Here is an 11,943-nt window from a genome sequence, read left to right as displayed (position 1 = left end):
TGATAGAGAGATATGATAACGGAGATGAGCATTCACTGGAAAGCAACGATAAAGAACTTCACGAGGCCCCTTCCAGTTTTGAAAAAGGGGAGGCGCATCATACGCGCTGGGAATTTAGCAGGAGTTATGGAAAATCAGGAGTTGTGTGTGAAGACGTTTTTTTCATTCAGCCTTGCGCTGTTGTTTACGTTTGTAATTCAAGGGTGTAAGCAAACCAGCGATTTGGATCCGCAAGATTACTTCAGCGATCAGCAGCTTGTTATGGCAAAGGCAATCGAGCGCGGCGAAATTGACGAGGTAAAAAAACTCGCGCCAGAAACCGATCTTAACAAGCCCGGAGAGCATGATATGACGCTGCTGTTCTGGGCGCTTAGCAATGCCATAAACGATAAAAAAACAGCACCCCGGTTAGAGATCATTACCGAACTGGTGAAGGCAGGGGCGGACCCGCTCCAGCCTCGCCCGGCTGGTGGAAGCAGCCCGGCTGAATTTGTTCTGCAAGGTGACAGTGGAGACTGGATTCGCGCGCTGCTTGACGGAGGCTTGTCGCCTGATGCGAAAGATAAAGTGCATCAGGATCCCATCATACTGGAAACGCTCAATGCTAAAAATACCGAGACGCTAAAAGTGATGCTAGATCGCGGAGCCAATATTAACGTTACCGATTCGCCAGGAAATACGCTGCTGATCTATGCACTGGATTATGGCAAGCATGACCATGTCCTGCTACTGCTGGATCGTGGAGCCAATCCTGAGATCCGTAGCAATGTCGGCTGGACGATGGGTAACCAACTCCAACGCCTTTTGAATGGCGCGAAAGAAGGCGATAAACATTATCAAGATTTGATCAAAATAAAAGAGAAGCTGATCCAGCACGGTGGAAAGTGGCCACCTTCGCCTCCTGTTCGCCCAACCGAGTAACTATCTCATTAGTTTTACAGATACTGTGGTAACAGGAAGCGGTTAATGAGTAGAAGCACAAAAGATAAAGTCTTCTTTTAACGCGCTATGGATATGATCTGTATTGTCTCTGCCGATCCATGGCGGGGCTGATATTAAATTTACCTTTCTAAATCTTTTCTCGCATCCAGCGTCTGCTGGTACTCATCCAGGAAAGGCTTCTCCGCCGGGTCGAGGCGGTCCATGCCGCTGGTGAAGCGGTGCCAGTAGGGGTAGCGCGGTGCCGGGCGCGTGGCATGCTCGATACGCTGGCGTTGCTCGTCACTAAGCGAGAGGTCCACAGCGGCCAGGTTTTCCCGCAGGTGCTCCTCGGTGCGGTTGCCGACGATTAACGAGGTAATACCCGGACGGGAAGAGAGCCAGGCCAGGCACACCTGTGCCACGGAAGCATTCAGCTCTTTACCGACCTCAGCCAGCACATCAATGACGTTATAGGCGTGCTCCATATCGTGCACGTACGGTTCCGGCCAGCCGTTGCCCTGGCGTGAGGTCTCCGGCGTTTTGACGCCTCTGCGCACCGTGCCGGTAAGCAGCCCTTCCCCCATCGGTCCCCATACCAGGGTACCGATATCCTGATCCAGCGCCATCGGCAGCAGCTCGAACTCTGCCTCGCGAGACTCCGGCGTGTAGTAGATCTGCTGGCTAATAGGGCGGATGAGCTTATTCACCTCGGCCGTGCCCAGGGTCTTCATCATCTGCCAGGCAGTATAGTTTGAGGTACCGAAATAGCGGATCTTGCCGCTCTTGACCAGCTCCTCAAGCGCACGCAGCGTCTCTTCCGGTGGGGTGATACCGTCCCAGTTATGGATCTGGTAGAGATCGATATGATCCGTTTTCAACCGGCGCAGGCTATCTTCACAGGCTTTGATCAGATGGAACCGGCTGGCCCCGCTGTCGTTCGGACCGTCACCCATCGGGCTACGGGCCTTGGTTGCCAGCACCACTCGGTTACGGTTCTCCCCCAGCGCTTCGCCTACTACCTCTTCAGCCCCGCCCGCCGAGTAGAGATCGGCCGTATCGACGATATTCACCCCGCGATCGAGGGCGATATCAATAAACCGGCGCGCCTGAGCCACCCCAACGTTACCCGTTTTTTCAAAGCCAGCCTTGCCGGCAAAGGTGAGCGTACCCAGTGCGATCTCAGATACCATTAGGCCTGAATGTCCCAGTTTCCTGTACTGCATGATATCTCCTCCTGTTTCCAACGTTACAAGTAACAAAAGGTAGAAGCCGCTGGGACGATGTGCAAACTGACCAGGATTAATCCGCATCTGCCGTTTGCCTCATGGAAAAGTGTGAACTAGATCTTAAAACTCACTTCTGTTCACCATAGCGAGGGTTTGATGTTTAAAGCACCGATGGCGTTAATCATGGCGATGGCCGTATCTGTCTGCTCGGGCAGCGTCAATGCGGAGGAGCGCGTTCGCTCCCTACAGGTAGGTAAGTTGACCGTTGGACAGGGCCAGCCGGCGATTATCGTCTCGACCTCAGGTGAAGATGAAACAAAAGTATTGCAGGAGGCAGAGCAGGTCGCCCGGACGCAGGAAGCCGATATTCTTGAACTACGCGTTGATAAGCTGGTGTTTGCCACCGATGCGGCAAAGGTCACGGCGCTTGGTCAGGCCGTGCGTAAGAGACTTAACGGCAAGCCGCTGCTGCTAACGTTCCGCACTAAACCTGAAGGGGGCGAGAAAGCGCCTGATGATGCGGCTTACACCGAACTTTATCAGCAGTGGCTGGAGGCCGGATTTGCCGATCTGATCGACATTGAGATGCGCATTGGCGAGGCAGAAGTGCGCAAGCTGATTGACTTCGCGCACCAGCATCGCGTAGCGACCATTGTGTCGTATCACGATTTCAACGGCACCCCGAGCAATGAAGCGATGCTGCAACGCCTGGAGCAACAGGCGCAGTACGGCGCGGACGTGCTCAAACTAGCTGTGATGCCAAAGACCCCTGAGGATGTGAACCGGTTGACCAGCATAACCTGGCAGATGCGCCAGCGCAGCGATCGGCCGCTGCTGACGATGGCGATGGGCGGGCAGGGAACAGTCACCCGTCTGTCCGGAGAGATCTATGGCAGCAACCTGACCTTTGGCAGCATGGGCAGCGCCTCCGCGCCGGGACAGATTGACGTAAAGGTGCTGCATCAGACAATGGCGGCGCTGCATAAGGCAAATAGCCCCAGTCAATGACCGGGGCAGAGCGCTAATTAACTGAAAAACAGCTACAGGCCGCGCTGCGCCATCAGCTTCGCAAGGTCGACCAGACGGTTGGAGAAGCCCCACTCGTTGTCATACCAGGCGAGGATCTTGACCAGGTTCCCCCCAATGACCAGCGTAGAGAGGCCATCGATGATTGAGGAGCGCGGATCGCCCTGGTAGTCGCTGGAGACCAGCGGTTCGTCGCTGTAGCCAAGAATGCCTTTCAGCGGACCCTCGGCGGCGGCCTGACGGAAGGCGTCATTGACTTCATCGACGGTCACGTCACGCTTCAGGGTCACGGTCAGGTCAACTATCGAGACCACCGGCACCGGCACACGCAGCGAGTAGCCGGTAAGACGGCCTTCGAGTTCAGGGATCACGCGGCCCAGCGCCTTCGCCGCGCCGCTGGAGTAGGGAACGATGGAGAGGGCCGCAGCACGTGCCCCGCGCAAATCTTTCTCTGGCTGATCGTGCAGCGCCTGGCTGTTGGTGTAGGCGTGGGTGGTGTTCATCAGACCGTGCTCAATGCCGAAACGCTGATGCAGCACCTGGGCGGCAGGGGCCAGGCCGTTGGTGGTGCAGCTGCCGTTGCTCACCACAAAGTGTTTCTGCGGATCGTAGCTGTCGTGGTTAACCCCCAGCACGATGGTGAGATCGTCATTTTTGCCAGGCGCAGAGATGATCACCCGCTTCGCGCCGCCGCTGGTGATGTGCACCGAGGCTTTTTCCCGATCGGTAAAGAAGCCGGTGGCCTCAATCACAATCTCGACGCCAACGCTGGCCCAGGGAATATTCGCCGGATCGCGTTCGGAAAAGACCCTTACGGATTTACCGTCAACCTTCAGTTCACCTTCCGCCGCCTCGACCGGCACGGAGAGCGTGCCCAGCAGCGAGTCATGCTTTAACAGATGCGCCAGGGTTTTGCTGTCCGTCAGATCGTTAATTGCCACGATCTCAATTTCTGCATTACCTAACGCGGCACGTAACACGTTGCGACCGATCCTGCCGAAGCCATTAATACCGACCTTAACCATGATGTACTCCTGTTATGCTGTAACTGGAATCAGAACCTGGAATCAGAACCTGGAATCAGAACCTGGAATCAGAGTAGGCCGCGTCCGTTATGGCGTAAATGACAAAAAAGGATCACTTTACGCCATCTTACGGCTGTGGAAGCGCTGGCGATACTCACCTGGGGTGAGCTTGAGCTGCTTTTCAAAAATTCTGCGTAGATTGATGCTGCTACCAAAACCGGTTGCCACCGCCACGCGATCCAGCGTGTCCATGGTCTGTTCAAGACGGTTCCTGGCGGCGGCCAGGCGCGCTTCTGCCACATAGCGTGCAGGAGTTGTTCCCGTTTCACGGGTAAAAACGCGAGTAAAGTTACGGGGACTCATCGCCGCCCGATCCGCCAGCGCCTCTACCGACAGATCGGCAGTCAGGTTCTCCTGGATCCAGCGCTGCACCTCGCCAATGGGGCCGGGACCGTCGGCATCAAGCAGCTGGAAACGGCTGAACTGCATCTGTCCGCCGGGGCGGCGCAGATACATCACCAGATCCTGGGCAACGTCGCGGGCAAGCGTAAAGCCATAGTCCTCTTCCACCAGCGCCAGCGTGAGGTCAAAGCCGGAGCTAACCCCCGCAGAGGTCCAGATATGGCCATCCTGGATATAGAGCGGCCCACCCTCCACCCTTACCAGCGGATAGCGGGACTGCATCTCCTCCAGCCGCCGCCAATGGGTCGTCGCCCGGCGACCATCCAGCAGGCCTGCCTGGGCCAACAAGAGCGCGCCGCCGCAGATAGAGACCACCCGGCGTGCGTGGGGCGCGGCCAGGCGTAGCCAGTCCACTACCGCGCTGTTCTCCTGTTCATTCATACCTTTGCCGGTGACCATAATGGTATCCCGCGGCTCGGCATAATCGAGATCAACCAGCCTGAAGTCCGCCAGCAGATTTAAGCCCGACTGACCATGTATAACCTGGTGAGGCTGGGTGGTCGCGATGTCTATCCGATAGCGGGCAGTGGAAAACCCTTCCAGATGCAAGCGGTTAGCGTGCATCAGAATATCGGCTATACCTGCTGCCTCAAATAACATCCCGCCATCAGGGACAATAATAAGGAATGATTTCATGTCCTGAAAAGTACCCTTTTTATGAAATAAGTCAACTTTTACCTGCACAGATAGAAGTGCCTCATTTTACCTATTTCATGCTTTATGGAAGAATTAAATTCTAAAAGTATTAGAAAAAGCGGTGTTAAAATGTTTTTTTTAACGTGACCTGTGTAACAGTGATGGTAAAAAAAATATTCCGCTGCTAACGTTTGCACACATGAAAATCTTATTTTTAAAAAGTGCCTTAAAATACTCTGGAACTCATTGAAATACGAAGAAAGTATTAATTTAAATTAATTTTACGTTAAAGCTAATAAATTACCGTGATGTGCGGGGATTCCCCTCGCTTATTGCAGCAGCATATTAATGATAATGCTTATTTATTCCGGCATAAGGAAATAAGGACAGCACAGCTATGTTCAGCATTCACCGACGTAACAATTTAGTAAAACGCTTTCGTTCCGGAACGTGCTTATTTACTGCAAGCATTATTCTGCCGACGCTGGCGTACGGAGCCTCTCCTGAATACGATGCCCTGATTGTACAGGCGCGTGATGGGGAGCGAGCGCCGCTGCTGAATTACTTAAAAGCTCAGGAACAGCAGACGCCGCTCACGCCCGATCAGGTGGCTGACTGGCTGCAGGTTACCGCCTGGGCAGATGACAATGCCGAGACGATCCGTATCTGGCAGCGTTACCAGGACCGCCTTCAGGTTCCGCCACGTGGGAAAATTGCCGTTGCCCGTGCGCTGCGTAACCAGAAAAACTGGAATGCGTCGCTGGCCGTCTGGGAGAACGTCCTCAAGGAAGATCCAAAGAATGCTGACGCGCGCACCGGCTGGATCATGACCCTCGCCGATGCCCGCCGTAACGAGCAGGCGATCACCGAAGCCAATAAATGGGCGGCGGAAGAGCCGGGAGCCGAGCGTGATGCGCTGGTGGCCTACGTCTACCACTCGCAGGGTAAAAACTGGGATGCGCTGCTGGCGACCAGCCGGGCTGAGGCGCTGGATCCGCAGAACAAAAGTGTCCGGGACACCAAGCTGGCGGTGCTCTCTGCCAACCGCATCGCCGGTCCGGCGCTGGACCTGACGCCGCCGTCAGCGGCTTCCGGCCCGCTTGAACGACGCCTTGAGCTGGACGCGGTCGCGCAGACCGTGCGCTCGGCGTTTACCCCTACCCGCAACGAAGAGGAGCGTTTCCTCGTCGCGGATAAAGCCATCGCCCGCTACGACGCCCTGCTTAGTGCCTGGAAGGACGATCCTTCGGCGCAAGCCGACGTGCGTCGCGCACGTATCGACCGGCTGGGCGCGCTCGTGATCCGCAAGCGCACTAAAGAAATCGTCCGGGAGTATGAGTCCCTCTCCGCCGACGGCCAGCCGATCCCGAACTATGCCAAGCGCTGGGTGGCCTCGGCTTACCTGGCAGAAAAAAACCCGCAGAAAGCCGAAGAGATGCTGATGGCGATCTACTATCCCAACGGCCCAATCCCGGCGACGCCGCTTACCGAAGACGATCAGCAGGATCTCTTCTACGCCCATATCGACAGCGGCAACTACCCGGCGGCGAAACGTCAGGTCGACGATCTGATCAAACAAAGCCCCTACCTGACCCGGGTTTTGGGTTCCCCCGTGCCGCAGCCTAACGATAGCTGGCTGCTGGGCCAGACCCTGCTGACCCAGTATGAGATCGAGACTAATAACCTGCCGGAGGCACAGAAACGCGCCGAGTGGCTGGCACGTACCGGCTCCGGTAACCAGGCGCTGCGCGTCACCTACGCCTCGGTGCTGCTCGCCCGTGGCCTGCCGCGCCAGGCCGAACACGAGCTGAAGCTGGCTGAGGTCATCGAGCCGAGCAACCTGGAGCTGGAGAAGCAGCAGGCCTGGAACGCCCTTGAGCTACAGGAGTGGCGGCAGGCAGACGAGCTGACCAACGACGTGATAAAGCGCAGCCCGGATGATGAATCCTCCCTGCGTCTCGCCCGCGCCCGTGACGTACACAAGAAGACCGAGCTGCGGATCAACGGCTCGCAGGGGATCTCCTCTGACAGCCCGGTGAGCGGCCAGCACGACTTCACCCTCAACTCGGCGCTCTACAGCCCGCCGATCGGCGACAACTGGCGGCTCTTCACGGCCTACAACTTCGCCAGCGGCGAATTTGAAGAGGGCAAGGGGATCAACCGCGATCTTGGCGTCGGTGCCGAATGGACGGCGCGTGACTACTGGGCCGAAATGGAGGTATCGACGCGTAACTACGGTGACGGGCAGAAGACGGGCGGACGCCTGTCGGCCTGGCATGACTTCAATGACAACTGGCGTCTGGGCGGCAATGTGGAGCGGCTGTCGCGCAATACGCCGCTGCGCGCCCTGCGCAACAACGTCTACGCCAACGGTGGCGATCTCTTCCTGCGCTGGCACCAGACCGAGCGTCGTGAGTACCAGCTTACCTTCGCCGCCTCACACTTCTCTGATGATAACGATCGCATTGAATACGGTTTGAGCGGCAAAGAGCGGCTGTGGACTACCCCGCGCTTTACCCTCGATTTCACGCCGGGCATTAGCGGCAGCACCAACACCAAGGAGGATGTCTTCTACTACAACCCGAAACGCGATCTCTCTGTCGTACCGGCGCTGACCGGCGAGCACGTGATGTATCAGCACTACGACACGGTATGGAAACAGGAGATTGCCGCTGGGGCCGGTGCCTACTGGCAGAAGGGCCACAGCGTCGGGGCAATAAACCAATTTGGGTATGGACAACGGGTTCAGTGGAACAACGTCGTGGACGGCGGATTGATGCTGACCTGGGATAAACGTCCCTATGACGGTAAGCGTGAGCGGAATATCTCCCTCGCATTTGATTTGAATGTCAGGTTCTGAGGACAGTTCATGTTTAATAAATGGCTGCGAGCCGCAACACTCATCGCCGGATGGATGCTCATCACCGCCTGTAGCAGTGCTGAGAAGCCGGGCTATCTTCCACCTTCTGCCAGACCGCCGCTGAACGCGGATCAGGCCTGGCCAAAAAACAGTTTCCTGGTACTGGGCTATCACGACGTTGAGGATGGCGCTGCGGACCAGCGCTATCTCTCCGTCCGGACCAGCGCGTTAAACGATCAGATCGCCTGGCTGCGTGACAATGGGTATCAACCTGTTACCGCGCAGCAGGTGCTGGACGCCCACGACGGCAAAATTACCCTGCCACAAAAAGCGGTAATGCTGACCTTTGACGATGGCTACAGCAGCTTCTACACCCGCGTCTGGCCGATCCTCAAAGCCTACAACTGGCCTGCGGTATGGGCCCCGGTAGGCAGCTGGGTTGATGCCCCAGCCAATCAGCCGATCGACTTCGGCGGTTTAAAAACGGCGCGTGACAAGTTCGCCACCTGGCAGATGGTGAAGGAGATGGGCGAGTCGCCGCTGGTTGAGGTGGGGGCGCACACCTGGGCCTCGCACTACGGCATTCAGGCGAACCCGCAGGGCAGTAAAGAGCCGGCGATTGCCAACCGGGCCTATATCAAGGCCACCGGCAAGTATGAAACCGACGAGGAGTATGAGGCACGCATCAATAAGGATCTCGACCTGGTGACTAAAAAAATCACCGAGGTGACCGGCAAAGCGCCTCGTGCCTGGGTCTGGCCCTACGGTGCCGCCAACGGGACGTCGTTGAAGCTGATCCATCAGCACGGCTACCGGATGGCCTTTACCCTCAACGAGGGGCTGGCCAACGCCGCGAACCTGGACGATATCCCGCGCATCCTGATCACTAACAACCCGTCGCTGAAAACCTTTGCCAGCCAGGTTGCCCAGGTGCGTGAGAAGCAGAACATGCGCGTGATGCATATCGATCTGGACTACGTCTATGACAAGGATCCGGCCCAGCAGCGGCGCAACATCGATGCCCTGATCCAGCGCGTCTACGACATGAAGATCTCCCACGTCTTCCTGCAGGCGTATGCAGATCCCAAGGGCGACGGCAACATTCATGAGCTCTACTTCCCGAACCGCTGGCTGCCAATGCGTGCCGATCTGTTCAACTTTATCTCCTGGCAGCTGCAGAGCCGCGGCGGGGTGAAAGTCTACGCCTGGATGCCGGTGCTGGCTTTCCAGATGGACGATCCGCTACCGCTTGTTACGGCCTGGAACCCGGAAACCAACCGCAGCGCGGTAGAGCGTAAGCAGTACGTGCGTCTCTCGCCGTGGAACCCGGAGGCCCGCAGGCGTATCACTGAAATCTACGAAGATCTGGCTAAAGGGGCTGCCTTCAGTGGCGTGCTGTTCCACGATGACGCCTTCCTGAGCGATTTCGAGGACGCCTCGCCGGATGCACTGCGCGCCTACAAGGCCGCTGGCTTCCCGGGCAGCATCGAGGAGATTCGCAGCAATCCGGAGACCTTCAAACGTTGGACGCGCTTTAAGAGCAAGACGCTGATCGACTTTACCCGCGATCTCACCGAGTCGGTACGCGCCATTCGTGGGCCACAGGTGAAAACCGCCCGCAACATCTACGCTCCCCCGATCATGGAGCCAGAGAGCGAAGCCTGGTTTGCGCAGAACCTCGACGACTTCCTGACTACCTACGACTGGACGGCACCGATGGCGATGCCGTGGATGGAAGGGGTACCGGAGGGCGAGGACAACGCCTGGCTGGACAGAATGGTGAAAATTGTCGGCCAACGCCCTGGTGCGCTGGAGAAAACCGTCTTCGAACTGCAGGCGCAGGACTGGCGTGCTGACGCGAAAGAGAAAGATATCAGTGGCAAACAAATGACCGAGTGGATGCGCCAGCTCAAGCTGAGCGGTGCAGATAGCTACGGCTACTACCCTGACGATTTCCTTAACGATCAACCCGAGATGTCTGAGATCCGCTCTGCCTTCTCATCATACTGGTATCCACAAAAATGACCGATCGCATTGTAGCGTTTCTCATACTGTGCCTGATGTTCAGCTTCCCGCTGGGGGTCGCGGCTATTTTCACCGGCGACATGATCCTGAACTTCGTTTTCTTCTGGCCGCTGTTTATGTCAGCGTTATGGATGAGCGGTGGACTCTACTTCTGGTTCCACCGGGAGCGTCACTGGCCCTGGGGGCCAAACACGCCAGCGCCAGAGCTGGAGGGGAACCCGCTCATCTCCATTCTCGTGCCTTGCTATAACGAGGGACTGAACGCACGGGAGACCATCGAAGCGGCGCTGGCCCAGCGTTATGAAAACATTGAAGTTATCGCCATTAACGACGGCTCAAAAGATAACACCGGCGAGGTACTGGATCAGCTGGCCATTGAGTATCCGCGCCTGCGGGTGATCCATCTGGCGGAGAACCAGGGCAAGGCGGTGGCCTTGCAGACCGGTGCGGCCTCGGCGCGGAGTGATTTTCTGGTCTGTATCGATGGCGATGCGCTGTTGGATCGCGACGCCGCGGCCTACCTGGTGGCACCGCTGCTGCAATACCCTCGCGTTGGGGCGGTAACCGGCAACCCGCGCATCCGCACCCGCTCTACGCTGGTGGGCCGCGTGCAGGTTGGCGAGTTCTCCTCGATCATCGGCCTGATCAAGCGCACCCAGCGCGTCTACGGCCAGGTGTTCACCGTCTCCGGCGTGATTGCCGCCTTCCGCCGCCGCGCGCTGTCGGAGGTGGGCTACTGGAGTCCGGATATGATCACGGAAGACATTGATATCAGCTGGAAACTGCAGCTGCGTCACTGGACAGTGTTCTATGAGCCGCGTGCGCTCTGCTGGATCCTGATGCCGGAGACGATGAAAGGGTTATGGAAACAGCGCCTGCGCTGGGCCCAGGGTGGGGCAGAAGTCTTTATTGTTAATATGCGCCGCCTCTGGGCCTGGGAATATCGCCGCATGTGGCCGCTATTCCTTGAGTTTTGCCTGTCGACGGCCTGGGCCTTTGCCTATGCGGTAACGATCCTGCTGTTCCTTGTTGGGCTGGTTATCCCCATGCCTGACTCTCTCCATGTACAACATCTGTTCCCACCGGCTTTCACCGGGCTAATGCTCGGCGTGGTTTGTCTGCTGCAATTTTTGGTCAGTCTGCTTATTGAACGGCGCTATGAAAAAGGTATCGGCGCGTCGCTCTTCTGGATCATCTGGTTCCCGGTGGTTTATTGGATGTTGAGTTTGTTCACAACGCTGGTCGCCTTCCCCAAAGTGATGCTGATGCGTAAGCGCAGCAGAGCGCGCTGGGTAAGTCCTGACCGTGGTATAGGAAGAAATGACCAATGAAACAACCGCTGATTTTTACTGAACTCCGTCTCATGCCGCGTATTTTTGACGTGGCCCTGACCCTGATTGCCTGGCTGGGGTTCTCCTACCTGGTCTATGCAGGGTTGATGACCGCGCTGGCCAACGCGCCGTTTATTGGCTTTGGCCCGCTGTTCTCCACCGTGAATACGGTGACGTTCTACCTGATGGTGGCGCTGATCAACGCTGCGGTGCTGATTGGCTGGGCTAAATATAACCAGATTCGTTTCCGCGTTGAGCGCCGCAAGCGCCGTCCGGGACTGGGACGTGACGAGCTGGCCGCCAGCTTCCGCATCGCCCCGGCGCTGGTGCAGGATCTGAGCAACGGCCGTGTCCTGACCGTGTTTCATTATGATACCGGGGCTATCAGCCGCGCGGAGGTGGACAAGGGCCTTATCGCCAGCGTTGCCTAA

General features: G+C 57.2%; 9 protein-coding genes. 6 read left to right on the top strand and 3 right to left on the bottom strand.

Going from position 1 to position 11,943, the window contains the following annotated elements:
- Positions 1–126: 126 nt before the first annotated feature.
- Positions 127–921 carry an ankyrin repeat domain-containing protein gene (locus tag RTM13_RS17450; RefSeq protein ID WP_312213679.1) on the top strand — a complete coding sequence of 265 codons (795 nt, stop codon included), beginning with the start codon at positions 127–129 and terminating at the stop codon, positions 919–921.
- 140 nt (positions 922–1,061) lie between these two features.
- Here RTM13_RS17450 and RTM13_RS17445 read toward each other — a convergent pair whose 3' ends face one another.
- The gene (locus RTM13_RS17445; protein ID WP_312213677.1) at positions 1,062–2,144 is read right to left on the bottom strand and encodes an aldo/keto reductase; all 1,083 of its coding nucleotides are present in this window, start codon (positions 2,142–2,144) and stop codon (positions 1,062–1,064) included.
- A 159-nt stretch (positions 2,145–2,303) separates the two neighbouring features.
- Between RTM13_RS17445 and aroD the strand changes: the two genes are divergently transcribed.
- A complete protein-coding gene (aroD, locus tag RTM13_RS17440; RefSeq protein WP_312213675.1) occupies positions 2,304–3,155 on the top strand; it encodes a type I 3-dehydroquinate dehydratase in 852 nt (283 codons plus the stop codon).
- A gap of 32 nt (positions 3,156–3,187) precedes the next feature.
- Here aroD and gap read toward each other — a convergent pair whose 3' ends face one another.
- A complete protein-coding gene (gap, locus tag RTM13_RS17435) occupies positions 3,188–4,198 on the bottom strand; it encodes a type I glyceraldehyde-3-phosphate dehydrogenase (protein WP_312213673.1) in 1,011 nt (336 codons plus the stop codon).
- A 117-nt stretch (positions 4,199–4,315) separates the two neighbouring features.
- Positions 4,316–5,296 (bottom strand): helix-turn-helix domain-containing protein, encoded by a 981-nt coding sequence (locus RTM13_RS17430; protein WP_312213671.1) that lies wholly within the window; start codon positions 5,294–5,296, stop codon positions 4,316–4,318.
- 397 nt (positions 5,297–5,693) lie between these two features.
- On the opposite strand from RTM13_RS17430, the gene pgaA reads away from it, so the two are divergent.
- The 4 genes from pgaA to pgaD are packed head-to-tail and all read left to right on the top strand — an operon-like array spanning position 5,694 to position 11,943.
- Positions 5,694–8,156 (top strand): poly-beta-1,6 N-acetyl-D-glucosamine export porin PgaA, encoded by a 2,463-nt coding sequence (gene pgaA, locus RTM13_RS17425; protein WP_312213669.1) that lies wholly within the window; start codon positions 5,694–5,696, stop codon positions 8,154–8,156.
- A 9-nt stretch (positions 8,157–8,165) separates the two neighbouring features.
- On the top strand, positions 8,166–10,181 hold the full coding sequence (gene pgaB / locus RTM13_RS17420; RefSeq protein ID WP_312213667.1) for a poly-beta-1,6-N-acetyl-D-glucosamine N-deacetylase PgaB: 2,016 nt from the start codon (positions 8,166–8,168) through the stop codon (positions 10,179–10,181).
- A complete protein-coding gene (gene pgaC / locus RTM13_RS17415) occupies positions 10,178–11,512 on the top strand; it encodes a poly-beta-1,6-N-acetyl-D-glucosamine synthase (RefSeq protein ID WP_312213665.1) in 1,335 nt (444 codons plus the stop codon). The genes pgaB and pgaC overlap by 4 nt, the downstream gene beginning before the upstream one ends.
- The gene (gene pgaD, locus RTM13_RS17410; protein WP_312213663.1) at positions 11,509–11,943 is read left to right on the top strand and encodes a poly-beta-1,6-N-acetyl-D-glucosamine biosynthesis protein PgaD; all 435 of its coding nucleotides are present in this window, start codon (positions 11,509–11,511) and stop codon (positions 11,941–11,943) included. The genes pgaC and pgaD overlap by 4 nt, the downstream gene beginning before the upstream one ends.

Origin of the sequence: Pseudescherichia sp. (assembly GCF_031979925.1) — a bacterium.
GTDB lineage: Bacteria > Pseudomonadota > Gammaproteobacteria > Enterobacterales > Enterobacteriaceae > Pseudescherichia.
This window is presented reverse-complemented; position numbering and strand designations above follow the sequence as displayed.